The following is a 24,223-nucleotide window of genomic DNA, read 5'->3' as shown; positions in this document are numbered from 1 at the left end:
GTGTGGGCTCCTAATACCTGTATCCGTAGCGTTCCTGCTTGACGGCCGAGCGCAGGTGCTGCTCGCTGTTCCACATGTCCCGGACCTTCGGGTAGAGGCGCTGGGCCAGGTCGTTCACCTGGTCGTCTCCCAACGCGTCGACCGCGAGGGCCGGGGGTGTGCCGCCGCCGTCCTCGGCGTCCTTCTTCTTGTCCGGTTCTGCCTTCTTGTCGGACGGCGGCAGGAATTCGGACCTGGCCGCCGCCCGCAGCGCGTTCTTGACCTCGTTCCAGACGTCGAGACCCGATCCGGGGGTGGTGCCGGGGTCCTCGTCCTCGTCCCCGTACTCCGCGACGGCCGGTGCGGAGGCGGTCCGCGCCCACGGCGGGAGCGGCCGGTCCTTGCGGCCGGCGGTGGGCGCGGGCGCCGATGCCCCATTGTCTTCGGCCGGTCCCTTAAGGGACTGCTGTGCGGGGGCTGCAGGTCGGTTGTCCCGGGCCCAGGGCGGGAGCGGCCGTGCCGCCCCGTCCGCGGCCTCGGGCACGGCGGACGGCCCGAGGGCGTCCAGCGCTCCCGACGTCACCGGGAGGCCTTCCGCCGCCGGGTCGGCGTCCTGTTCCGCATGCTCCTTCGGCGGACGCCCTCCGAAGTACTGGCGCAGCGCGTCCCGGCGCTTGCGGTCCAGTTTGATGCCGACCTCGGAGGCGAGCGCCTGGACGATGCCCAGCCCCATCTGGCCCTTGAGCCAGTGGATGTCGCGGTCCTCCCGGACGTCGTCGTCGTTGTCGCCCTGGACGAGCCTCTTCTTCCTGATCGCTTCGGCGATACGGAAATCCAGCGCTTCCTTCAGGTCCGGGTCGGTCAGGATGTCGGACTGCGACAGGGGCGGTGCGTCCCCGCGCGAGCGGCGCCGCTTGAACTCCTCGTCGGCCAGGAACTCGAGGATGATCTCCTCGCGGGTGGCCTTCTCCCGGTGCTTGCCCTCGCCCATGAGGAAGCCGATCATTTCCCGGTGCTCCTGGTTCGTCTCCAGGTCATGGGTGGTGAGCTTGCGCTGTTCGCCCTTGCGGCTGATCGCATGGTTGAGCTCGGCAAGGTACTCGTCGACGACCTCCTCGCGGCTGGCCCGCTGGACTCCGTCGACCAGCCCGCCTTCGGGGGTCCAGGACATCTCCGGGCCGGTGTACGACGGCTCGGGGACGGGCGGCGGGGCGGGCGTCTCGGGTTCGGGGACGGGCTCCGGGGCCGGCGGGGGCGGCGGCGGGGCCGCCGGGGTCATCTGGGCGACGAGGCGGCGGATCTCCTCGGGGTCGGGGGACGCGGTGACCGGCCTGCGGTGCACCAGCGGGGCGGGGGCGCCGGGGTCGCCGCGGAAGTAGCGCTCGGCGGAGACGGCCTCGGCTTCGAGGGCGCGTCCGGCCGGCGAGTTCTCGGGCGGCAGGTTGCCGCCGTACCGCTTCTGCTGGGCGACATGGGTCAGTTCGTGGGCGATGAGCCCCCGGGTGCGTGGGGAGTCGAGGGCGGCGGCGGTGTCCGGGAGGTAGACCTCGGCGTCCTTCGTGAAGGCCTTCGCCGCCATGTCGCGGGCCATGCGGGTGGCCCGCTCCCCCGTGTGCAGCGCGGTGCCCGTGACGTCGATGCCGTGCAGGTTCGACACGGCGCGGGCGAGGTCGGCGGGCGCCGTGCTCGCGCCGGCCGGGGGGCGGGGGGTCGCCCGGTGGTGCAGGGGCGGGCGGGACGGCGCGGGGCCGGTCTCGACCGGGTGGGGCGGGGTGGTGCCGTCGGCGTCCGGTCGGGTGGCGGCCGGGCCGACGGGCGCGGCGGGGCGCTCGTGGTGGTGCGGCGGTGCCGTTTCCGGGCCCGGCGGGTCGGTGGGGTGCGTCGGCAGGGTCTCGGGTGCGGCAGCCCTGGCGGCGGGCTCCGGCGGGGGCCTGCCGTCCTCCTCTCCGAGGGCCGCCGGGTCGGCGTGCGGGGTGTGGGACAGCGCCGGGCCCAGGCCAAGCCGGCGGCTCTGGCCCAGGTTTCGGCGCCTCGCCGGGTGGTCCCCCACGGGGTGCTCGGGCCGCGCGGCCGTGGCCGGCGCGGGAGCCGGCGGAGCCTCGGGGAAGAGCGCGGAGGCGTCACCGGCCTGCGGGAACAGCAGCGAGGCGAGGTCGGTGCCGCCGACGGGTCCGGCGTTCATCCAGGCCGGTGGGTGGGTGGACACGGTGGCCGCACGGGGTTCTCCGACGGTGCCGTCGGTGACGTGGGTCAGGTCGGGCGCGGGCTCGCGCAGCGGCGCCGGGGCGACGCGGCGGGGCGCGGGGGCGGCCGGCGGATCGGGCTGCTCCTCGGCGGGTGCGGGCAGGGCCGGGGCAGGGCCGAGGGGCCCGGGCTGGGCCGCTCGGGCACCGGGGTGGCCGAGGGGGCCCGCCGGAGCGGGGGCGGGAGCCGCGTCCGCGGGGCGGCGCGGTTGCACGTGGCGCAGCGGCGCCGGTTTCGCCAGGCCCTCCACACGGCCGGCGGGCACCTCGGACCCGCCGGCGGCGCCCGTGCCCGAGGTGGCCAGCATGCTGTCGGCGGCCCGCAGGGTCGGGTCGGTGACGGGTGCGGCCGTGAGGCGCTGTGCGGCCCGGCCGCGGGGCCCGGTCAGGGGGCCCGACAGGGGCGGAAGGTGTCGCCAGGCGGGGGGCTCCGCGGGCACCGCGGGGGCGGGTCCCGGCCCGGATCCGGCCCGGGCGGGCGGGGGTGCGGCCGGCGGCCGGGCAGCTGCGGGGGTGCCGCCACGGCGGCGGAAGGGCCAGTTCATCTCGTTCCTTCCCGGCGGGGCCGGAGGTCGTGGGACGGCCGCCCGAGGGCTGCGGCACGGGGCGCGCGGCGGAAGACGGCTGCGGCCGCGGGTGCGGGCCGGGCCGGAAGCCGGGGCCCGGCCCCGGGCGGGGCTGACGGCCCCGGGCTCGGCGGTGGGCTCCGGGCGGGGCGGTGGGCCTCAGGCGGGGCAGTGGGCCCCGGGCGGGGGCCGGCGCCGGTGCGTACCCGGTCAGTCCTCTTCGGACAACTGCCGGTTGATCTTGCCGATCTCCTCGATCATCCGGGCCCGTACCGGGTGTTCCAGGGCGAGCACCTGGTCGAGGGACCAGTGCAGGTAGTACGCCACGTACGCAGCCTCCTCCCAGAGGCGGTCGGCTGCGTACGTCAGGATTCCCCCGGGGCATCACCGGAGACGTCCACGGCGAACTCGTGGCTGCACTCGGGGCAGGCGACCGCGGCCTCGGTGGTGCCCTGCTGGTTGATGCGCTTGTACAGGTCCTGCAGGAAGGCCAGGTCCGAGGCGAAGAGGTTCTCGACGACGTAGCCGGTGACCTCCGGCAGGTCGCCCAGCTCGACCAGGGTGCGCTCCAGCAGGAGGACGGTGAGGTACGCGGGGTTGCCGCGGACCCGGGGGTCCGACTGCGGGCTGATCTCGTCGCGGGCGGTGGCCAGGCGCATGACGCCCTCGCGGTGGACGGTGCCGTTCTGGTCGACGTATCCGCGGGGCAGGGTGAACGGGTACTCGGTGCGCAGGGTGTCCGTCATGCCGACACCCGCTGGATGCTCTCGCACACGAGGGTGGTGGTCTCCATGAGGACCTCCGTCGCGCCGGCCTTCAGGGCACCGATCTCCAGCTTGGACGGCCAGGCGTTGAAGAGGTAGTAGCGGGCCACCGGCTTTCCGTCGAAGCTGTACATGACGAGCGAGCAGCTGCGGCGGGCGCTCGTGATGTTCCCGGCCAGCACCGACTGGTGCCAGGCCCACAGCTCCATGCCGGCGGTCTTGCCGCGGCGCAGCACGACGGTGGGCGGCTTGGCCTTGCCGGGCAGCTTCTTGAAGATGATCTCCTTGTCGTTGGACGACAGGTAGTCGACGGGCTCCACTTCGGTCGTGATGCCCGACAGTTCCGAGAACGAGGCGATCTCGTGTCCGTCGATGGTGATGGAGAAGCGTGCCGCTGTGAGCGCGTCGTGGTCTCCGAGTCCTGCCGACACGGGCAGTCTCCCTTCGTGGGGGTGCGGTGGGGGGTACTGCTATCGGGCGGGTGCCCGCCGGCCGTTCCGGCGGGCACCCGGGGCGGCCTACTCGTCCAGCGAGGCGCCTTCGGAGTACTGGGAGATGCGGAAGACGACGAACTCGGCGGGCTTGACGGCCGCGATGCCGACCTCGACGGTCAGGACGCCGCGCTCGCGGCTGTCCTCGGGGTTGTTCTCGTCGTCGCACTTGACGTAGAAGGCCTCGTCGGGGGTGCGTCCGTACAGGGCGCCGTCCCGCCAGACCCCGCGCAGGAACATGGTGATGGTGCGCTTGACCGAGTCCCACAGCTTGGGGTCGTTCGGCTCGAACACCACCCAGTTCGTGCCCTGGAGGATGGAGGTCTCGACGAAGTTGAAGAGCCGCCGGACGTTGAGGTAGCGCCACTCGGGGTCGCTGCTGAGGGTGCGGGCGCCCCAGACGCGGATGCCCTGGCCGGGGAAGACGCGGATGCAGTTGACGCCGAGCGGGTTGAGCAGGTCGTGCTCGCGGCGGGTGATGGCGAGTTCCACGGCGAGCGGGCCGCGGATCGGCTCGTTGGCGGGTGCCTTGTGGACGCCGCGGGTGTCGTCGTTGCGGGCCCAGATGCCGGCCATGTGACCGCTCGGCGGCACGAACCGCGGCTTGCCGGTGGCGGGGTCCATGACCTTGATCCACGGCCAGTAGAGGGCCGCGTACTTCGAGTCGTAGCCGGCCTCGTCGACCCGCCAGTCGCGCACCTGCTGGGCATTGAGCCCCGCCGGGGTGTCGAGGACGGCGACCCGGTCGGCCATCAGCTCGCAGTGCGCGATGACGGCGAGCTGGACGGCCTTGGCGCCGTCGGCGTCCAGCAGCCCGGTGGCGAAGGCGGCCATGGCGTCGGGGACGGCGACCATGGTGACGCCGTCCACGGCTTCGAGCGCGGCGATGCCGGTCCGGGCCAGGGCGTCGCCGACGAAGGCGACCGGGCTGAGCGTGGCGGGTCCGGTGCCGCCGTCCTCGCCGCCTTCGCAGGGCACGCCCTGCTGGGCGGGCGCGGCCGTGTCCGGCCCGGCCGCCTCCAGCCGGATCAGCTTGGAGCGCTGGTTGACCGCCGCGGCGGCCTTGGCGGGCAGGAGCTTGTCGAAGGTCTCGGCGGGCCGGCCGTCCTTGAGGACGGTGAGCTTGAAGAGGCCGTCCTCGCGGTCGTGGGCCGGTTCGGTGACGACGCGCAGGCCGTTGCCGGCCGCGCCCTCTTCCGCGGCCCGCACCAGCAGGGCGGGTTCACCGTGCACGGTGCGCAGGACGGCCTGGGCCGCGACGGGAGCGTGCTCGTCGGCGGTGGCCTCGATGCGGACGATGTACGCGCTGCCGCCGCCGTTGAGGAAGTAGCCGTACACGCTGTGGGCGAGGTGGGAGTCCTCCGTGAACTCTCCGAAGGTCTGGGCGTACTGGGTCCAGTTGGTCACGAGCGTGGGCTCGTTGACCGGACCCTTCTCGGTGAGTCCCACGAAGGCGCAGACCGCGGTGCCGACCCCTTCGATCGGCTTGGAGCCCGACGGGACTTCCTCCACGTACACACCTGGTGACAAGTAGCTGGGCAATGCGTCCTCCGACGGTCGTTTCTCGTGAGAAAACGATCCCTCGGGGCGGTGTACGGAAATAGAAGCGAACGGGCAGTCCGGCGGCTCGCGATTTCCCTGTTCGGGAATTCCCGGACGGGCCGCCCGAAAGGGCACCGCGACGGCATGTCGGGCTGTCCGTCCGCCGGGCGCGGGAAACCCTCGCGCGGAACAGAATTCCGGCATGCCTCTCACCGATGCCACCCGTTCGCTGTGCCGGCTGCTGCAACCGCTCCTGCCGGACGGCGCTTCCGTGTTCTCCGGTTCGCTCGCCCACTGGCCGGCCGCCGTGCTGGTGCAGCCCAGCGGCCTCGGCCTGTACCTGCACCGGATCGAGGAGGTCCCGACCGGCCTGGGCGGCGACTGGTACGACGTGCGCGACGACGCGGGCCGGGTGGTCGCCCGGGGCGGACCGGCCCGCCGCTTCCGGCTGGGCTACCTGCTGTGGGCCTGGTCCGAGCAGGACCCGGCCGAGGAGCTGCGGCTGCTCGGTGACGCCCTGGGCCTCCTGGCCGGTCACCCGCACCTGCCGGCTTGGTGCCTGTCCGGCCCGCTCGCCGCGGGCGGGCCGACCCGGCTGACGCTCGCGCCGGAGGGTCAGACCGCGGCGGACGGGGTGTGGAGCGCGGCCGGGCTGGCACCGCGAACCACGCTGCACGTGGCCCTGGCGGCGGACCTTCTGCCCGATCCGGTGGCGCCGGCTCCGCTGGTCCGCGAGCGGGACGTGCGTACGCGCACGTCGGCGGCCCGGCCGGGCGGCGCGTACCGCGGGGGGAGGTCGGGGTGAGCACCATGACACCGGCGGGCGGTCCCGTCGAGACCTGTCAGGTCGTCGTCGGGAAGTACCTGTGCCTGGACGAGCTGTACCGGTCCGTGGCGGTGTTCGGGACGTCGCGCCCCTGGGACGCGTTCCTCCGGGGCGGGGACGTGGTGTTCGCCCGGACCCTCAAGCCCGAGCCGCTGATCAGGGCGATCGCCGACTTCGAGGACATGCCCGACGTGCACGGCGCCCAGCAGGTGTTCGAGGAGATGGCCGCCGCCCTGTCCGATTTCACCGACGCGTTCACCAAGGACCTGCTGGGCAAGAACACGTCCGGCTGGGAGGCGGTCTCCGCCGCCTACGCGAAGGTGCCGCACGGCAGCACCGCCGCCGAGGTGCGCGGCGATTTCGAAGCCGCCTGGACGGCGTTCGCCGACCTGCTGGGGACGGTCTCCGTGATCCTCCAGCACATGGCGTCCCTGCGCGACGTCATCCGGCCGCTGGAGCGGACCAGCCTGGCGGAGCTCGAAGCGCAGATGTATCCGTGGCACCAGTACGCGGACCAGTGCTTCAGGTTCCTGTGGCAGCAGCTGCCGGCCGATCCGGTGCCGCCCGCGGGGTCCCCGGGTGGGACGGTTGCGGCCGGTGTGCCCGGACCGGCGGGCTCCGCGGTGCCGGGGCCGGGGCCGGCAGCAGCTCGCGAGGAGGCGATTTCGGCGCGCATGGCGGTCCCGGCGAGGCTGCTCCCCGCCTACAAGCCGGCGCGGAAGAAGAAGCCGAAGGGGCGGCCCACCCCCGCGGCCGCCAAGCCGTTCGTCAAGAAGCTCTTCTCCCGGAAGAGCGCGCCGCTCAGCGCGTCCGAAGCCGAAGCACTCGCCAATGCGGTCGTCGTCAACAAATACGTCATGCTGCTCACGACGCGCAGCATGCGGAAATTCGCCTTCGGGCCGGGTGGGTTCGTCAAGGAATTCCTCGGTTACGCGCAGAGGACCCCGCTGAAGGACGCCTATCCGGAACCGAGCCTGGCGACCGACACGTTTCGCCAGGCGCTCAGTGCAGCCGAGTACGCCGTCGACCGGTTCGGCCGGTACGAGACGGTCTTCCGGAAGAGCGCGAACACCGCGGCGCTGGAGCACGCGGCCGAGGCCGCGGCGGAGGCCTACGCGGCGCTCGCGGACGCCGCGGAGAAGCTGGACCGGCAGGTCATGCCGGCCCTCTCCGCCGCCCATGCCGTGAACGCCCTCAAACACCAGCGCGGCACGCTGCTGGACGACCCGGGGACTCGCGGCGCGTGCGAGCGGCTCGCGGAACGCAGCCTCGAAGGCGCCGGGAAGTGCGCCCGTCTCGTCGCGCGGGTCAACAGGATCCTCGCCGACAAGGACTTCACGCACAGCACGAAGGCGAACAGCCTCGACTTCCAGAGCGTCGAGGGCTTCACCGGTTACACGACCCGCCGTGCCGCCGTCGCCTCCACCTGCACGGAAGCGGTCCTGGAAGCCAACGACTCGCTTTCCCGGACCTACGCGCGGCTCGCCCGCAAGGCCCAGGAGCGTGCCGCTCAGCGCACGTAATACGCCGGCCCGTACGGGCCGGCGTCGTCCTGGACCAGCAGGCCTGCGGCCACCATGTGGGCGCAGGCCCGCCGGACGTGTTCGGGGCGCAGGGAGAACTCCTCGCCGAGCAGGCCGGTGGGCAGGGCGTGGCCGGGTCGGTAACGGCCCGCCCGGATGCGGGCGCCCACGACGGCGACGAGGTCCCGGTCGTGCGGGTGCACCTCGTCGCGGGCGAGCACGATGCGGGTCCTCGGCCGGCAGATGGCCAGTTCGCCGAGGGTGTCGAGCTGCCGGACGGCACGGCGCACCGAGTTGTGGGGCAGGCCCAGCAGGGCCGCGATGACGTTCAGTGGGGCGAGCAGGTCGCCCGGGGCGTACGCCTGGTGCAGGTGGGCGCGTACCCGGTCCAGTTCGGTCGCGCCGCCGTTCCTGCCGGCGATGTCCTGCATGCACGGTCCCCCCAGCCTCCGTCGGGTCACCCGAAGATCGGCTGTATCGTGCCCGGACCGCACCGCACCCTGCGGGCCTCTTCAGGTTCTCCGCAGGTACGGCTGAGGTTGCGCGAGGGTGGGGCGGCTCGCCGGGTCCGGACCGCGGCGGGCTGCAGACGGCGGGCGGCGGGCGGCGGGCGGCGGGCGACCGGGGCGTGCGGTCAGTACCAGTGGTGCGCCTTCCAGAACTCCCAGGCGTGCGTGCAGCTGCCGTACCGGGTCTGCATGTAGTTCAGGCACCACTCGATCTGGGTGGTCGGGTTGGTACGCCAGTCCGGGCCGAAGGCGGCCATTTTCTCCCCGGGCAGGGCCTGGCCGAGGCCGTAGGCGCCCGACGACGCGTTCCTGGCCGTCACCTTCCACCCGCTCTCCTTCTGGACGATGTGGCTGAACGCGGCGTACTCGGCGGGGTTCGGGATCAGCGAGTGGGCGACCGTCTGGGGGCTGAGGGTGGCGGCCTGGGCCGGAGCGGCGCCGGTCAGCGCGCCTCCGGCGACGAGGACGGCCGCCGCGGCCGTGAGGCCGGCGAGGCTCCTCTTGCGCTGGAGGAAGCGGGACATCGGGACGCTGGACATGGCGGGGCCTTCCGTTGGGGGCTCTGGTCCGGTCGGCGCCGACTGCGGCCTGGGGCCGTGGCGTTCGGACCGGTCTCACCGTTGTAGCCAGGCGCCGCAGGCCCTGCAACGGCCCCTTGCTGCTATCGCCGCTAGTAGTCCGGCGCCCCGCGGGGCGCCGCGGGACCACGGCGCCGCGCAGGCGGCACCCGCCGCGGATCCTGGACCTCCGCCTCTCCTATGCGTCTTCGTAGACCGCCACTTCACTGTGACGTGGGTCACGCCGCTGTTGGTACGGCTGGAAAAGTGCCAGGTGAGAGCCGCTCTCCGACTGGCGGGCGCCCGTCATCCCCCGGCCGCTCCCCCACTCGGAGGACTCGGAGCGGCGGCGCCGGTGGCAGCCTCTGCCGTGTCCCCGCAGGGCTCGCACCACCGGGCGCCGGGATCCCTGCGCAGGGCCTGCGTGAGCTCGGCCCGGCTCAGCTCCGCCGGCCGGCCCGCGGCCCGCTTGCGGCGGACCGCCGCGCCGACGCAGTGCTCGACCCGACGGAGTTCGCAGTGCACGCGCAGCATGCGGCGGGCCTCCTGCTCCGTCTCGAAGCCCTCGTGCAGGAGCATGCACAGCCGGCACCGCCAGAAATAGCGGTTCCGTCCGGGGTCGTGACCGAGGCAGAGTGCGGCGGGGGCTGCATCACCCTGGGAGCGGCGCCCTTCGCGGGCGGGCGCGGGGGCGAGCGGGCCGCCACAGGCGGCGGTCGGGTCGGCAGGGCCGTCGGGGCCGTGCGGGTGCTGGAACATGCTCTCCTCTTCGGGAACGGGTGGTGCGGGGGCGCCCGGCGACGGGCCGAAGGGAGCGCCGTCAGTGGCGGACGCTTCCTCGGCCTCGCCTTGCCGGGGGCTTTTCGGAGGCTTGACGTGCCCGGCGGCCTGTCCGGAGGGCTGCCCGTACGGGAACTCCGGGCCAGGGCCGACCTCGTCAGAAGGGCTGCGGCCGGGAGGGGTCGCCGGGCGCGGGCGGGTGGGGGGCGTACACGTGACCGGGCAGCTCCACGTCGGCGAACCAGTCGGCGCCGGGCCAGTACCGGCCGAACGCGGCCCATTCGGCCACCACCTCGTCGTACACCGGCGTGGAGATCCGCGACGCCGCCGGGGCGGGTGCCGGGACCCTCGGCATGGGGGCCGGCGTGGGCACGAACGGAGCGGCCGCGGGCATGGCACCCGGCACGGCGGCCCTGAAGCCGGGGTCGAAGCCGGTCGGCGTGGTCATGGCGGGCATGGCGGGCATCACCGGAACAGCGGCCATCGGGGCGGTCGCCGTGGGGAAGGGGGCCGTCGGCGGGCCGGGGGACATCACGGGGAACGGCGCTGCGGGCGGGACGTGATGCATCGCGGGCACCGGAGTCATCAGGGGAGCTGCGGCCGGCTGGGCCGGCCCGGCGGGTGCGGACGGGACGCCGTAGCCGGTGGCGTCCGGGTGCGCGGCACCGGTGGAGGGAAACATGCGGGGGCCTCTCGGACATCTGAGGGGGGAGGGACCCCCGATGCTCGGGACCACGCGGCCATGTGTCCACCGCGCTCCGCATTGCCTGCCGCGGAGTCCCGCGCAACCTGCCGTTAGGGCGCGGATCCGTAGCTTCTGCCGCATGCGCCCACACCGTGAACCCCCGTACGACCGGCAGCCCTTCGGCCCCGGTGAGCCGACCGCTCCGTACCCCCGCGCGGCACGACGTGGCGGCGGCCCTGCCGGTCCGCCGGACTCCGGTCACGGTCATCACGGGCCGGGGTACCTCCCCGGACCCGGGCAAGGACACGGGCAAGGGCAAGGGCACGGGCAAGGGCACGGACCCGCGCCCGCGGACGACGACGGGAGCGAGCAGGACGAGACCCCGCCGCGCCGGACCGGGTGGCGCCGCTTCGTCCCACGCCCGCGCACCGTCCTGTGGACTCTCGTCGCCGGCCTGCTTCTGCTGATGGGTGCGTTCGCGGCCGGCTACTACCTGGTCGAGATCCCCGATCCGAACAAGAAGGCAGTGGCCCAGAGCAACGTCTGGCTGTACGAGGACGGCACCGAAATCGGGCGGTCCGGCGTGGCCCGCCGGACCAGCGTCCCCCTCGTCGAAGTGTCGAAGGCCGCGCAGGACGCGACGCTCGCCGCGGAGGACCGCACCTTCTACACGGACCCGGCCATCTCGTTCAAGGGCATCGGCCGCGCCGCGGTCAACAACCTCACCGGCGGCAGCCAGCAGGGCGGCTCAGGCCTCACCCAGCAGTACGTGAAGAACCACTACCTGACGCAGGAGACCTCCTACACGCGGAAGTTCAAGGAACTCTTCATCGCCGTCAAGGTGAACCAGAAGATGTCGAAGGACGACATCCTCGCCGGATACCTCAACACCAGCTACTACGGCCGCGGCGCCTACGGCATCCAGTCGGCGGCCCAGTCGTACTACGGGATCGACGCCAAGGACCTCACCGCCGCCCAGGGCGCCTACCTCGCCACCCTCCTCAACGCACCCAGCCGTTACGACGTCAAGCAGAACCCGGAGAACCGGGAGCGGACCGTCGCCCGCTGGAACTACGTCATGGACGGCATGCGGTCCATGGGCGCGATCACCGCGGAAGAGCGCGCCGGTGCGACCTTCCCGGAGCCCCGTGCGCCCAAGCAGTCCGAGGGCATGGCGGGCCAGAACGGCTACCTGATGCAGGCGGCCCGCGAGACCCTGATCGCCGACGGCGTCGTGACCGCGGCCGAACTCGATGCGGGCGGCTGGACGGTCAAGACGACGTTCGACAAGGCCAAGCAGGCGGACCTGGTGGCCGCGGTCGACAAGCAGCTCCGGACCCGCCTCGACCCGCAGTCCCGGTCGGTGGACCGCAACGTGCGCGCGGGCGCGGCGTCGGTGGAGAACAAGTCGGGCAAGGTGGTGGCCCTGTACGGCGGCCGCGACTACCTGAAGCAGTACGTCAACGACGCGACGCGGCGGGACGTGCAGGCCGGCTCCACCTTCAAGCCGTTCGCGTTCGCCGCCGCCCTGGAGGAGGACGCGACCAACGGCAAGGGCAGCCCGATCGGCCCGCGGACGCTGTACAACGGCAACGACTCGTACACCGCGACGAACGGCTACGCGCCCGGCAACCAGGGCGGCCGCAGCTACGGCCAGGTGTCCGTGCGCGAGGCGATGGGCCGGTCCGTCAACACCGTCTTCGTCCAGCTCGCGGCGGACGCCGGGCTGGGCTCGGTCCGCAAGGCCGCCGTCGACGCGGGGCTCCCGGACGACACGCCGGGCCTCGCCGCCGTGCCCTCGCTGCCGCTGGGCGTGGCCACGCCCAGCGCCGTCGACCTGGCGGGCGCGTACGCCACGTTCGCCGATCGCGGCGTGCACCACGCGCCGCGCATGGTCCTGGAGCTGAGCCGGGGCGGCGAGCCCCGGGACCTGCCGGAGACGCAGGGCGAGCGGGCGTTCAGCACGCAGACCGCGGACACCGTGACCGACGTGCTGCGCAGCACGGTGGACGCCTCGTACGGCACCGGTAAGGCCGCGAAGGCCGCCGGACGGCCGTCGGCGGGCAAGACCGGTACGACGAACGAGAGCAAGTCGTACTGGTACGTCGGCTACACGCCCGAACTGACCACCTCCGTCGGCGTGTTCCGCGAGGACCCGAAGAGCCACGCCCGGCTCGGCCTGAAGGGTCTGGGCGGTGAGACCAGCGGTGGCGGCGGCTTCCCGGCCCGGATCTGGGCCGCGTACACGAAGACCGCGCTCGCCGGCACGCCCGTCGGGTACTTCAAGGGCTCGGCGACCGTTCAGGACGGCGGGGCCGGTACCGGTTCCGCTCCCGACCGCGACCCGTCGCCGGAGCGCGATGTGCGGCGGGCACCGAAGCCGTCCGCGTCATCGCCGGGCACGCCGAGTACTCCGCCGCCGACCGCTCCGTCGAGCCCCGCCGTGCCCAGCACCCCGCCGCCGGCCGGTCCGCCGGAGACCCCCGGCCTGCCGTCCGGTCCGCCGGAGACCCCCGGGCCGACGGACCCGGGCAACGGAACGGATCCCGGACAGGGTCCGCCGTGGTCCCGCCTCTGAACATCCCCGCTGTCCCCCCGGCCGGCCCCCCGCGGCCGGTCCCGACTCCGCAACGGAAGGTCCCCACGACATGACCGACACCACAGGATGGCGTCCGCACTCCCCCACCCGCGCCCGGCCTTCGCCGGGCCGGCACCGCAAGCCGCCCGGCCGGGGCCGTCTGATCGCCCTCCGCGCCGGCGTGACCACCGGCGTGCTCGGTACCGTTGCGGCCGTGTCGCCGGTGGGTGCCCAGGGCGATACGCGAGACCAGCACACGGACACCGCGTCGACCCAGGAGCTCGACCTGCGTTCCCTCGTGCAGTCCAGCAGCAGCCTCACCTCGGAAGCCCTGCTCGAAAGCGCGGAACGGCACGCCCGGCTGGCGGCCGAGGCGAAGGCCGCGGCGGAGAAGGCGGCCAAGGAGAAGGCCGCCAAGGCCAAGGCGGCGAAGGAGAAGGCCGCCAAGGCCAAGGCCGCACGGGAGAAGGCCGCGAAGGCTGCGAGGGCCAAGGCGGCGCAGGCAGCTCAGGCCGCGTCCGCTTCGTCGGCGGGCACGACCTCGGACTCCGGGTCGGAGAGCGGCGGCACCGGAGCGGCCGTGGCCGCGTTCGCCCGCGCCCAGGTCGGCAAGCCGTACGTGTACGGCGGCATGAGCGTCACCGCCGGCTTCGACTGCTCCGGCCTGGTCAAGCAGGCGTACGCGGGCAAAGTCGAGCTGCCCCGCACGTCCCAGGACCAGTCGACCGTCGGAAGGGAGGTGTCACTGAGCGACCTCCAGCCCGGCGACATCCTGTACTGGGGCGGCAAGGGCAGCGCCACCCATGTCGCCATCTACGTGGGCGACGGCCAGTACGTCGGCGCGCAGAACCCGGGAGACGGCGTCCGCCTGCACCCGGTGGGCTACGGCGGCACGCCGTCGGGGGCGGTCCGCGTCCTCTGAGGCAAGGCACCGCCCGGGCCGGACCGGCGGGGGCCGCGGGTCAGGGTTTGATGGCGTCCAGCTGCGCGTGGGCCTGCCGCAGATCGGTGGCGTAGCGCGCGAGGCGCTGCTCGTGCGGCGTGCGCGGGGTGAAGGGGGGCACGGGCACCGGGTGACCGTCCGCGTCGACGGCGACGAAGACGATGACGCAGTCCGTGGTGCGCTCCAGGCCGTCCGACCGCGGGTCGCCGGCGGACACCGTCACGAGGATGTGCATGCTGGACCGCCCGGTGGCCGCGATGCGCGCTTCGATCTCGACGAGGTTCCCCACGGTGACGGGCTTGCGGAACTGTATGTTGCCCACGCTGACGGTCACGCAGTACTGGCGCGACCAGACCGCTGCGCAGGCGTAGCCGGCGGCGTCGATCCACTTCATCAGCGCACCGCCGTGCACCTTCCCCCCGAAGTTCACGGTGCTCGGCTCGGCGAGGAACCGCAACGTCACGACGTGCCGGTCACAGCCCCCGTCGGCGGCACGCTCGTCGCTGCCGGCGTCCGCCGGGAGACCGTCCTGAGCAGGTTCTCCGGTCACCCTTCCACCATAGGGGCGGAACTCGTGCCCGCTACCCGGGGCGAGAGGCTGCTCACCGAATGGATCGACCGACTGGCGGTCACAGCCCTGCTGCCCGCCCGGCCCGCGCGGTGCGAGCGCTCGGGCCCGGACACGAGGACCGAGCGCCCCAGGACCCGTGAACCCCGCCGCGGACGCGTACGTCCACGGCGGGGTTCACGGGTGGCAGGCGGGCCTGGCAGCGTCGGCTGCCAGGGCCCTCACTTCGCGACGAAGTCCTGGTACTCGCGCGGGAGAAGCTCGTCCCGGCTTTCGTATCCGCTGTCGTTTTCCGGGTCAGATGAATAGTCGTCGGATTGGTCGTCGGAGCCGATCACCACCACACCGCCATCATAGTGATAATAGGCTTGACCCGCCGTAACACCAGCGATGATGTCGGCAGGGGTGGGATTAACGACCGGGATGATTCTATTGGGTCCCCATCGGCCGTTCTCGACCTCGCCAGAAATGTCGATGAGCGAGTTCATCCAGCTCTCCATCGTCGCCGCCCGAGCGTCCGCGCGACTGGCAAACCCGATGATGTCGGAACGATCCGGGGTGAACATCACGAGGTCTTGCCCACCGTTTTCCAGGAGGAGGTGGGACACGCTATCGGAGGGGACCTGCCAGACTCCTTCCCATCCCCCCTTCAGACTGGCGGCAACAACGAAGGTCCAGTGTTCACCTCCGGGGAAGCACTCGACCGCGAGCAACTCACTACGATACTTGCCAGCCCCGGTCGGGGTTTTGATCCACCCCGGCTTTCCAATGCAGGCAGCAGGGGCCGGGAGATCCGTCGAATGTCGGATCGAGTACAGGTAGATCTTTTCCGGGTTTGCCACATCGAAGATGAAGCCGCACTGAGGGGCTGCCATGTATTCCCACACCTGCTCCTCCTCCCGGAGGCTCTTCAGCCAGCCCTGCCGGCCGTGGACCAGTCCTGCCTTGCCGCAAGAGCCCAAGACCTGGCCGTCGCTGTTCAGCACGACCACTTCGACATCTGCCTGCGGATCCAGCGTGGCCAGCTTGAGCTGGTTCCACTCCCGACCTTCACCCGTCCTGACAAACACCTGACCGTCGGCAGGGCCCTTCGCGAACTCCTTCACGGACCTGATCGGCCGGACGTCCTTCAGCTTGAAGTAGCCCACGTTTCCGCCTCCCAGATCCATCTCGCACCAGCCCTGGAGCGAGTCGGGCTTGGCCGCGAAGAGATTCTTCCCGATCTTGAAATACTTGTTCGGGTCCAGGCTTCCGATGATCTCGGCATCAGTTTCCAGGAATAGGAACGCCCCAGGGAACCGATGCCGCTGCGGCTTGTCGGAGCAGATGATGGTCGACCCCTTGATCGTCAGGACGATCTGCTCCGCATCGGGCTTGGAAAGGTCGATCACAGGCGGCACGGATATTTCATGGAAGCCACCATCCGGACCCGTCAGGATGATCTTCCCGCCCTTCTCCTTGAAGTCCGGAGCCTCGTAGTGCCTGTCCTCCGGCAGTTCGTCCTTCCACCAGGCGAAGATCTGCTGCTGCATCTCACCGGACGCCTTGACCGGCGGAGCGAGGAGGTAGACCACCTTGCCCGAGAACGTCAGGCAGGGAATGAGGTCCGTGAGAACACTTCCCAGCCGCCCCTCGGCGACCGCTTCCTGCCTCAGCTTCGCCATGACGGCATCGGCCTTGACTTCAGTGGTGTTCTTCTTTTCCACCACAGAAAGGGACCCGAGACCGCCGCCATCACCGACGACCACATAGCGATCACCCAGGTCCAGGCGCCCGATCAGCGGATTCTGCGGGGGCAGGCAGAGGTTGCCGATCTTCCCAAGGATCGGGTTGGCCTGCTGGAACTGAGCGTCATTGACCTTCCAGTGACGCCCCCTCCGGTCCCTCACGAGCTTGGCTCGGAACATGTAGTTCCCATGACCGTTGTACTCGTAGCACTTGTCCTTGAAATCTGCGGTCGGTACGTCGTCCACCAGGGCCGGAGTCCCGGGAAGGGTGAGCCAAATGAGCTTCTCCCCACCCTGCTCGGCAACTACGATTTCATTCGCACTGTGCTGGTACACACACTGCACCGACGAAAGCACGGCGTTCTTGTCGAACCCCTGATAGGTCCGCTCCTTCTCGTCGACAAGCCACTGCGCATCAGCCGCCTGCCAATCTGCCCGGTGATTCGTCATCGCAGTCCTGAAATTGTCCAGGATGGTCCAGGAGTTTGCCGGGAGGAGAGGGGGAACAAAACCCGCCTGACCGCCGTTAACCACGCCGGGATAGCCTGTCACGGCACCGGCCGGCGGGTTGTTGCTCCAATAGAAGTGCTGGAGAGAGGTCGACAGGTGCTCATTATTCTCCACCTTCAGGTGGAGATTCACGATCTGCCCATGGTTGATCCATGCGTCGGCTTGCACCGTGATGTGATAGACGCGCGTAACGCCGGCCTGATCCGGCTGGTTCTGAATCGTCCAGAGCCACAGCTCACCCGGATTTCCCTGAAACCCGTTCGATCGCCCCTTACACCGGACACTGCCTGCAATTTTGGCACCGTCCCACCCGAAATTACCGTTGTCGCCGCCATGCCACTGCGGCCTGGGGTTCTGCTCCATATCGGTCCTCCTGCTCGCGGATCACCGGAATTCGGCACAACTGCCGGTCCGGTAATCAAACGTAGCTTTCAGACCGCGGATCCCGGCCTGTCGAGGGCCAGCCGAACGGGAAGATCTAATTCATTTCCGGGTCACCCCGGTGTGCCGAAGTTCTGGGTCCACCAGGGGCCGCCGTCGGTGTTGAGGCCGACGCCTATTTCGGTGAACTTGCAGTTGAGGATGTTGGCGCGGTGGCCGGGGCTGTTCATCCAGGCGTCGACCACGGCGGCGGCGTCGGCCTGGCCCATGGCGATGTTCTCGCCGTAGCCGGACCAGTCGTAGCCGGCCGCCTCGATGCGGTCGTCCGGCTGGGAGCCGTCGGTGCCGGTGTGGGAGAAGTTGCCGGTGGCGGCCATCGTGTCGCTGTAGCCCTGGGCGGCTTCCGTGAGGTCCCCGTCGACCGACAGGGAACCGCAGCCCGCCGCCGCGCGCTCGACGTTCACCAGGCGGACCACCTCCGCCGTCTGGCCGCCGCCCGCGGGCTGCGAGCCGGTGTCGGGCTTCGGGGCCGCCGGCTTCTTCGTGGCGGTCTTCTTCGGGGCCGCCGTGGTCGGACGGACCGTGCGGGGCGCGGCCGGCTTCGCGGTCTTGGACGGCGTCGCGGGCTTCGTGGCCTCCGACGACTTCGGGGCGGCACGCGTGGGCGCCGGCGGGGTGGAAGGCGGGACGGGGGCCTGCGCGGCGGAGGAGGTCGACGGCGCGGGAGAGTCGGCGCCCGGCGCCCCCGTGTCGAGGGCGACGGTGGTCGCCTGCTCGGCCGTGGACCCCATCAGCTCGGCTGCCGCCATCCCGACCGCGCCGACGGCCAGGACTCCCGCGCCCGCCAGGGCGGCCTTGACGCGCAGCGGCCTGGGTGCTCGGTGCGCGCGGCTTCTGCGGGTGGCACGGGGACTCATCGCGGGGAACCTCCGGAACGTACGGGCAGGCTGGCCGCGGGGCGGGCACGCACGCCGCGGCAGGAGGGCAGCGTCCTGCACGCCGCGCCCCTAAGCCGGAGCGTAGGGCTCTGCGGACGCCCGGAACATGGTTCTCCGGATCCGCTCAGGAGGCCCTAAGGATCCGTTCAGGTTGCGCCAACCAGGCCCCGCCCGCAGGCTCCCCGCCGGCCCGCCCTCACCCGAGGGCGAAGCCCGCATAAACGGTCTTGCCGCAGGTCTCCGTCGTGCCGGGCGCCGTGCGGGACGTCACGCCCCAGCGGTCCGCAAGTGCGGTCACCAGCTGGCAGCCGTAGCCTCCGGACTCCCCCTTGGCCTCGTCGGCGGGCTCGGCGGGTACGGCGTCCGAGCCGTCGGCGACCTCCACCATCAGCTCACCCCGGCAGACCTGCACGCGCACCTCGTCCACCCCGCCGGCGTGCCGGCAGGCGTTGGTGACCAGTTCCGACACCACGAGCAGGACGTCGTCGGCCCGGTTCCCGGCCTCCTCGCAGCCGGCGCGGCAGCAGGCGTCCAGGGCCTCGGCGACCAACTTGCGTACCTCCCGCACCACTTCGGCCCCCTGCTCGGGATGGATGACTGCGGTGGCGGTGGTGATGGTGGACGTGGACGTGGTGGCGGTGGCGGTGGCGGTGCAGGTATTCATGGGCTGCCCCATTCAAGAGATAAGTCAGAATAAGTCTGACTTGATGCTTTTTACGCCATTTCTCCATCTCAGCTGATCCGGGGTGCTCCCCACATCGGCCATCGGGCCACACCGGGCGGGATCCGGGGACGGCGATCGGAGGATGCCGTCTCCCCCGGACGGTCCGCTCCTCGTCAGCCGGCCGTGAGGCGGCCGGGGACGAGCAGACCGGCAGTGGCGAGGGCGTCCATCACGCTGTCCGGATAGTGGGAGCCCCAGGCCCGGTAGATCTCCAGGGCGCGCAGCCGGCCGGTCTCGCTCAGTGCCGTCCAGGTGTCGTGGTCGAAGCACTCGGCCAGCTCGTCGAGGACCCGCTCCTCGGCGCGGAGCTGTTCCGTGAACTCGACCGCCCACGGCCAGTGTCCGGCCTCCGGCATGTGGAGGGCGTCCCACTGCTCCGGGGTCGCCGCCGACAGGACGTCGTGCAGCCGGGAGAACTCGCCCTCCGCTCCCGCGGCCCGCATGTTGCTGCCGTGCACCTGAAACCACAGGAGCACCCCGTCGAAGGCGAGGAGCCGGGCGCGCTCCGTGCGGCTCAGCTCCTCCCAGCGCACCCGCGTCGTCGCGTAGTCGGCGCAGAGGAAGGCTTCGGCGGCACGAGCGAGGGCTCCGGCCTCCGGGGCGCCGGCCACCGGGCCGCCGCGCTCCGTACCGTCACGGAGCTCCAGTACGTGGATCCTCTTGTACGCGTCGAAGGCCGGTCCCAGCACTCCGGTGCAGACGTGCCGGTGGGGAGAGCAGAGGGTGGGGCTTGAGCAGAGCCACATCGGCTTCGGCAGCGTGGAGAGTTCGCCGCGCTCCGCCTCGAAGTCGGCTGCCACGGTGAGCCGTTGTGCCTCGGACACTGGCAGGAGACGGGCGTTCTCGACCACGGCGGCGCTGTGGAGCCGGGGTTCCGGGCCGCCGGGTGCCCCGGAGAGGAGCCGCCGGATCTGCGCCGGCGGGAGGCCGTCCCCCAGCGGGGCGTACGTGATCAGGCTGCGGCAGCCGGGCACCCGGGCGCGTGACTTCGACACGGTCACACCACCGGTGGCCAGCAGGAACAGGTCGGTCATGGTCGTCCGTCTTCTTTCGGTCAGGGGTGCGGTGCGGGCTCGGCCGGGGTGCCGGCGGCCTCGGCGTGTCCCGGGACCCGGAGGTCGGGGAGCGCCCAGGCACCGGCGGCGACGGCCAGGCACACCGGGACGAGGAGGAGGAAGGCTGCGTGCAGGGAGGCGTGGTCGGCGACGAGGCCGATGGCCACGGGGCCGAGCAGCAGTCCGCAGTAGCCGAGCATGCCGGCCCGGGCGATCGCGGCTGCCGACCGCTCGCCACCGGCCAGCCCGGCGAGGGAGAAGGTCAGGGGGACGACGACGCAGACGGCGGCGCCGACCAGGACCAGCCCGGCGACCGCCAGGGGCGGGGTCGGGGCGGTGACGAAGACGGCGAAGCCGGCGGCGCCCGCCAGCCCGGCGCCCGTGAGCAGCGTGCGGGCGCCGCAGCGCCGGGTGACGCGGTCGCACCAGAGCCGTCCGATGAGCATGGCCAGCTCGAACGCGGGGTAGCCGAGGGCGGCGACGGCCTCGGAGGCGCCGAGTCCGTCGTGCAGGTGCAGGCCGCTCCAGTCGGCGACGGCTCCTTCGGCGAGGAAGGCGCAGAACATCAGGGCGCCGAGCAGGAGGACGACCCGGGGCAGCCGCGGGCGCCGGCCGGGTCCGGCGGGGACCGCGGCCGGCGGCGGGGTGTCGGGCAGGAAGCGGAACATGACCCAGGCGGCCGGCACGAGGGCGACCACGGCGGTGGCGGCGACGGAGGTGGTGAAGCCGAGTCCGGCGGCGGCGAGGCCGGCTCCGGCCAGTCCGCCGATCACGGCGCCCAGGCTCCAGCCCGCGTGCATCCGTCCCATCAGGGGCCGGCCCCCGACCCGTTCGAGGTGGGAGGCCTGGGCGTTGGCGGCCACGTCCACGAGGCCGAAGAGTCCGCCGAAGACGAGTCCGCCGGCGACGAGGAAGGGGAAGGCGGGGGCGAAGGCGAGGAGCAGGAGCCCGGCCACGGAGGCGGGGACGGCGAGGCACAGGACCCGGTGGCTGCCGTGCCGGGTGAGCAGCCGGGTGGCCGCCTGCATGGCGATCAGCGCGCCCAGACCCCAGGCGAGCACTTCCAGACCGACCTGGAGTTCGGTGAGGCCGAACTTGTCGCGGAGCGCGGGGATCCGCACCACCCAGACCGCGCTGATGGCTCCCACCAGGCCGAACGTGGTCATCGTCGCGTTCCTGGCGCGGGCGAGGCGGGCTTCGGGGGTCATGGGGTGCGGGTCCTTCCTTGCAGGCGGTGGAACGGTTCCGGTGTTACGCGGCCGAGCCCATCAGGCGGCTGATGTGCTTGCGGCGGAGCAGGACGGCGAGGCCGGCCAGGGTCGCCAGGGCGCCTTCCACCGCCACGGCGGGCAGGTCGGAGAGGTTGACGTGGGCCATGGACAGCAGGCCGGTGACGGAGTCGCCCGCGGTGACGGCCAGGAACCACACGCCGAGCATCTGGCTGCAGTACTTGCGCGGGGCCAGCTTCGTGGTGGCGGACAGGCCGACCGGGGAGAGGCTCAGCTCGCCGAAGGTCTGCACGAGGAAGATCAGGACCAGCCACCAGGGGCTGACGCGCGCCCCGCCGGAGGCCAGGGCCAGGGGGATCAGGAAGACCAGGAAGGAGACGCCGATGAGGAGCAGTCCGGCGCTGAACTTGCCGGCGTTGGTGGCGGGCCGGCGGCGGCGCGCCAGGTGCAGCCACAGCCACACGAACACGGGGGCCAGAACGATGATGAACACCGGGTTGAGGGACGAGTACCAGGACCCCGGGACGGTGAATCCGCCGATGGTCGAGTCGGTGCTGGTCTTCGCGAAGGCCAGGAGAGTCGAGCCGGCCTGGTCGTAGATCATCCAGAAGACGGCCGCGGCGGCGAACAGCCAGGTGTAGCCGCGCATCTTCGCGCGCTCGTCCGCGGTGAGGCCGCGGTCGCGCCGGATCCTCACCAGGACGACGACGGGGACGGCCAGGCCGATGAGCGTGAGCGGCAGCAGGATCCAGGTCAGCGTGTAGTGACCGGTGGCGGCGACCACGGCGTAGAAGGCGACCACGACGGCGAGCACAGCGGCGGCGCGGCGCGCCAGGACGCGGCGCTCGGCGGTGTCCAGCGGGTGCGGGACGTGGTCACTGGCCTTCGCGAGGTGGCGGGTGCCGTGCAGGTACTGGGCCAGGCCCAGGGCCATGCCGATGCCGGACAGGACGAAGGCGAGCGGCCAGCTGACGGTCTCGCCGATGGTGCCGATGACCAGCGGGGCGAGCAGTCCGCCGAGGTTGATGCCGACGTAGTAGAGCGTGAAGCCGCCGTCGCGGCGGGGGTCGTCGGCCCGGTAGAGGTGGCCGACCATGGGGGCGATGTTGGCCTTCAGCAGGCCGGAGCCGATGGCCACCAGCGCGAGGCCGCCCAGGAAGGCCGTCATGCCGGGGGCGGCCAGGACGAAGTGCCCGGCGATGATCACCAGCGCGCCTATCATCACGGTCCTGCGCGCGCCCCACAGCCGGTCCGCGAACCAGCCGCCGGGCATCGTGAGCAGGTAGACGACCGCCAGGTAGACCGAGTAGATCGCCGTGGCGGTGGTGAGCGTGACGCCCAGGCCGCCGCCGGGCAGGTGCGCCCGCAGTCCGTCCGGGCCGCCGGAGATCAGGTAGAAGACGAGCAGGGCGCGCATGCCGTAGTAGCTGAAGCGCTCCCACATCTCGGTCATGAAGAGGGTGGCCAGGCCCCGGGGGTGTCCGAGGAATCCCTTGCCCGCGGGGGGCCGGTCGGTCGGCGAGGGCTGGGTCAGCGTGGCAGACAAGGTGACTCCCGGGGCCGGAGTGACGCCACTTCCCCAAGGTGTGCCCGAAGGGGCAGGTCAGGGGATGGGCGGAGGCCAATGAGGCGGCCTCTGTCCAGTCTGGAAGGCCGGGCCCGCCCATCCGATCCCCCGGTCGTGGGACCGGCCGGGGGATCGGGCCGCCGTCCGGGCGTCAGCCGTCCGCGCCGCCGGGTACCTCCCAGGCCGGTTCGCCGTCGATGCCGGCCGGCCAGGAGTGCAGGGCGTAGTGGTCGCGGAGATCCTCCAGGAGCAGTTCGTCGTACTCCCCGTCGACGTACTCGCACAGCACGGTGCGGCCCTCGCGGGACAGGTCGAAGGCGAGGACGAGGAGCAGGTCGCGGCCCGTGCCGTCCGGGGCGGTCCGCTGCCAGACCTGGCCGGGTGCGGCGACCACGTGGACGTAGCCCTCGGCGTACGTCCGGCAGGCCAGCCGCAGGGCCCGGTCGGGCGGGAGGCGGTCCTGCGCGACGAGCCGGTCGCGGTAGCGCTTGACCAGGCCGGCGGCCTGGGACTGGCCCACGGCCAGGTCGATCCTCGTGGGGTTCACCGCGGGTTGCTCCTCGGTCGGTGCGCGGGGCGGGCGGTCACACCGGTCACCGCAGTTCCGCCGGGAGGGTGCGGGGGCCGTCGACGGGCAGGGTGCGTACCAGGTGGGCCCAGACGGCCATGCGGTAGTCCGACGTGTATTTGGGGGTGCAGGTGGTCAGGGTGAGGTAGCGACCGGGGCCGTCGTAACCGGAGCCCTCGGGGACGGCCTGGATGATGCCGGTGTTGTCGTTGGAGGTCTGCGGCAGCACCTTGTCGAACTTGTAGACGTACCAGGTGTCGCGGGTCTCGAAGACGGCGATGTCGCCGGGCCGCACCCGGTCCATGTGGTGGAACTTCGCCCCGTGTCCGTCCCGGTGGGCGGCCAGGGCGAAGTTGCCCTCCTCGTCCCAGGGCATCGCGGCGTGGTCGTAGACGCCGGCCACTCCGCGGTCGAGGACGGCGGGCGCCGTTCCGGACTCGACGAGGATGGGCGCCTTGCTCATGCGCGGGACGTGGAGGAACCCGACGGCGCTGCCGGCGGGGGGCTTGCGCGTGGGATCGGGCGGGGACTGCTGCCAGTCCCTGCGCAGGTCGGCCGAGAGGCTGTCGGCCTTCCGGTTGGCCAGGTAGTCCGTCCCCCACAGGGAGTAGGCCGTGTAGAGGCCCAGGAGCAGACCCATGACGCACAGCAGGGCGCCGAACTTGCTGCCGAACGAGCTACGGCGCCGCGCACCGCGCCGGGATCCGCGTCCGCGGTTCGGCGGGGCCGGCCGGCGGGCGCCGGTGGTTTCCGCGCCGCGGGACCGCCGGGGGGCGGGCCGACGGGCGTCGGAGCGGCGCGGCCGGGGCGGCGGCGGATGGGGCATGGCACGTCCTGCGGGTGGGGCGGGGCCGGGCATGGACCCGGCGGGGCGTCACCGGGCACGCTGCGCCATGGGCGGGCGCGACGCACCGGTCCGCGGGGAAGTCCTCCGGGCACGGGGGCCCGCCCGGTCCGGCGGGCCGGGGCC

The 24,223-nt window shown here is 72.3% G+C and carries 22 protein-coding genes; 4 read left to right on the top strand and 18 right to left on the bottom strand.

The annotated features are described in order from the left end of the window. Positions 1 to 10: 10 nt before the first annotated feature. The 5 genes from LG634_RS07055 to LG634_RS07040 all read right to left on the bottom strand — a co-directional run bounded on the left by LG634_RS07055 (position 11) and on the right by LG634_RS07040 (position 5,585). Entirely contained in the window at positions 11 to 2,767 is a 2,757-nt protein-coding gene (locus tag LG634_RS07055) for an eCIS core domain-containing protein (RefSeq protein WP_264202816.1), read from the bottom strand. A 231-nt stretch (positions 2,768 to 2,998) separates the two neighbouring features. Then, the gene (locus tag LG634_RS38190; protein ID WP_308072344.1) at positions 2,999 to 3,157 is read right to left on the bottom strand and encodes a DUF6760 family protein; all 159 of its coding nucleotides are present in this window, start codon (positions 3,155 to 3,157) and stop codon (positions 2,999 to 3,001) included. Beyond that, positions 3,154 to 3,534 carry a hypothetical protein gene (locus tag LG634_RS07050; RefSeq protein ID WP_226732772.1) on the bottom strand — a complete coding sequence of 127 codons (381 nt, stop codon included), beginning with the start codon at positions 3,532 to 3,534 and terminating at the stop codon, positions 3,154 to 3,156. Before LG634_RS07050 ends, LG634_RS38190 begins: the two co-directional genes overlap by 4 nt. After that, the gene (locus LG634_RS07045) at positions 3,531 to 3,983 is read right to left on the bottom strand and encodes a phage tail protein (RefSeq protein ID WP_226732771.1); all 453 of its coding nucleotides are present in this window, start codon (positions 3,981 to 3,983) and stop codon (positions 3,531 to 3,533) included. The genes LG634_RS07050 and LG634_RS07045 overlap by 4 nt, the downstream gene beginning before the upstream one ends. A gap of 87 nt (positions 3,984 to 4,070) precedes the next feature. Beyond that, positions 4,071 to 5,585: a phage tail sheath family protein gene (locus LG634_RS07040; RefSeq protein WP_226732770.1), complete on the bottom strand. Its 1,515-nt coding sequence runs from the start codon at positions 5,583 to 5,585 to the stop codon at positions 4,071 to 4,073. Positions 5,586 to 5,787: 202 nt separating this feature from the next. Between LG634_RS07040 and LG634_RS07035 the strand changes: the two genes are divergently transcribed. Both LG634_RS07035 and LG634_RS07030 read left to right on the top strand, forming a co-directional pair. Next, a complete protein-coding gene (locus tag LG634_RS07035) occupies positions 5,788 to 6,390 on the top strand; it encodes a Pvc16 family protein (RefSeq protein WP_226732769.1) in 603 nt (200 codons plus the stop codon). Next, positions 6,387 to 7,934: a hypothetical protein gene (locus LG634_RS07030; RefSeq protein ID WP_226732768.1), complete on the top strand. Its 1,548-nt coding sequence runs from the start codon at positions 6,387 to 6,389 to the stop codon at positions 7,932 to 7,934. The genes LG634_RS07035 and LG634_RS07030 overlap by 4 nt, the downstream gene beginning before the upstream one ends. Here the strand turns inward: LG634_RS07030 and LG634_RS07025 are convergent. The 4 genes from LG634_RS07025 to LG634_RS07010 form a co-directional block, all read right to left on the bottom strand. Next, on the bottom strand, positions 7,922 to 8,365 hold the full coding sequence (locus LG634_RS07025; RefSeq protein WP_226732767.1) for a hypothetical protein: 444 nt from the start codon (positions 8,363 to 8,365) through the stop codon (positions 7,922 to 7,924). The two genes, LG634_RS07030 and LG634_RS07025, sit on opposite strands and share 13 nt — an antisense overlap. Before the next feature lie 203 nt (positions 8,366 to 8,568). Beyond that, on the bottom strand, positions 8,569 to 8,982 hold the full coding sequence (locus tag LG634_RS07020; protein ID WP_226732766.1) for an aggregation-promoting factor C-terminal-like domain-containing protein: 414 nt from the start codon (positions 8,980 to 8,982) through the stop codon (positions 8,569 to 8,571). Between the two features lie 324 nt (positions 8,983 to 9,306). Beyond that, on the bottom strand, positions 9,307 to 9,759 hold the full coding sequence (locus LG634_RS07015; RefSeq protein WP_226732765.1) for a hypothetical protein: 453 nt from the start codon (positions 9,757 to 9,759) through the stop codon (positions 9,307 to 9,309). A gap of 178 nt (positions 9,760 to 9,937) precedes the next feature. After that, positions 9,938 to 10,462 carry a hypothetical protein gene (locus LG634_RS07010; protein WP_226732764.1) on the bottom strand — a complete coding sequence of 175 codons (525 nt, stop codon included), beginning with the start codon at positions 10,460 to 10,462 and terminating at the stop codon, positions 9,938 to 9,940. Between the two features lie 469 nt (positions 10,463 to 10,931). Here LG634_RS07010 and LG634_RS07005 point away from each other — a divergent pair, with 469 nt between their 5' ends. After that, positions 10,932 to 13,043: a transglycosylase domain-containing protein gene (locus LG634_RS07005; RefSeq protein ID WP_226732763.1), complete on the top strand. Its 2,112-nt coding sequence runs from the start codon at positions 10,932 to 10,934 to the stop codon at positions 13,041 to 13,043. 70 nt (positions 13,044 to 13,113) lie between these two features. After that, positions 13,114 to 13,965: a C40 family peptidase gene (locus tag LG634_RS07000; RefSeq protein WP_226732762.1), complete on the top strand. Its 852-nt coding sequence runs from the start codon at positions 13,114 to 13,116 to the stop codon at positions 13,963 to 13,965. A gap of 40 nt (positions 13,966 to 14,005) precedes the next feature. Here the strand turns inward: LG634_RS07000 and LG634_RS06995 are convergent, their stop codons facing one another. From LG634_RS06995 to LG634_RS06955, 9 genes are all read right to left on the bottom strand, one after another. Continuing rightward, on the bottom strand, positions 14,006 to 14,536 hold the full coding sequence (locus LG634_RS06995) for an acyl-CoA thioesterase (RefSeq protein ID WP_226732761.1): 531 nt from the start codon (positions 14,534 to 14,536) through the stop codon (positions 14,006 to 14,008). 239 nt (positions 14,537 to 14,775) lie between these two features. Then, positions 14,776 to 17,154 carry a hypothetical protein gene (locus tag LG634_RS06990; protein ID WP_226732760.1) on the bottom strand — a complete coding sequence of 793 codons (2,379 nt, stop codon included), beginning with the start codon at positions 17,152 to 17,154 and terminating at the stop codon, positions 14,776 to 14,778. A gap of 131 nt (positions 17,155 to 17,285) precedes the next feature. After that, positions 17,286 to 18,089 carry a CAP domain-containing protein gene (locus LG634_RS06985; protein ID WP_226732759.1) on the bottom strand — a complete coding sequence of 268 codons (804 nt, stop codon included), beginning with the start codon at positions 18,087 to 18,089 and terminating at the stop codon, positions 17,286 to 17,288. A 217-nt stretch (positions 18,090 to 18,306) separates the two neighbouring features. Beyond that, complete coding sequence (locus tag LG634_RS06980; protein WP_226732758.1) at positions 18,307 to 18,774, bottom strand: ATP-binding protein; 468 nt, start codon at positions 18,772 to 18,774, stop codon at positions 18,307 to 18,309. Positions 18,775 to 18,947: 173 nt separating this feature from the next. Beyond that, positions 18,948 to 19,868, bottom strand: a complete 921-nt coding sequence (locus LG634_RS06975; protein ID WP_226732757.1) for a hypothetical protein — start codon at positions 19,866 to 19,868, stop codon at positions 18,948 to 18,950. Positions 19,869 to 19,888: 20 nt separating this feature from the next. After that, a complete protein-coding gene (locus LG634_RS06970; RefSeq protein ID WP_226732756.1) occupies positions 19,889 to 21,097 on the bottom strand; it encodes an MFS transporter in 1,209 nt (402 codons plus the stop codon). Positions 21,098 to 21,140: 43 nt separating this feature from the next. After that, on the bottom strand, positions 21,141 to 22,664 hold the full coding sequence (locus LG634_RS06965) for a peptide MFS transporter (protein ID WP_226732755.1): 1,524 nt from the start codon (positions 22,662 to 22,664) through the stop codon (positions 21,141 to 21,143). Between the two features lie 172 nt (positions 22,665 to 22,836). Continuing rightward, the gene (locus tag LG634_RS06960; RefSeq protein WP_226732754.1) at positions 22,837 to 23,232 is read right to left on the bottom strand and encodes a hypothetical protein; all 396 of its coding nucleotides are present in this window, start codon (positions 23,230 to 23,232) and stop codon (positions 22,837 to 22,839) included. A 46-nt stretch (positions 23,233 to 23,278) separates the two neighbouring features. After that, positions 23,279 to 24,079, bottom strand: a complete 801-nt coding sequence (locus LG634_RS06955) for a class E sortase (protein WP_372482381.1) — start codon at positions 24,077 to 24,079, stop codon at positions 23,279 to 23,281. Positions 24,080 to 24,223: the final 144 nt, after the last annotated feature.

Origin of the sequence: Streptomyces bambusae (genome assembly GCF_020532645.1) — a bacterium.
Classification (GTDB): domain Bacteria; phylum Actinomycetota; class Actinomycetes; order Streptomycetales; family Streptomycetaceae; genus Streptomyces; species Streptomyces bambusae.
The sequence above is the reverse complement of the archived record's forward strand: the minus strand, read 5'-3'. Positions and strand labels throughout refer to the sequence as shown.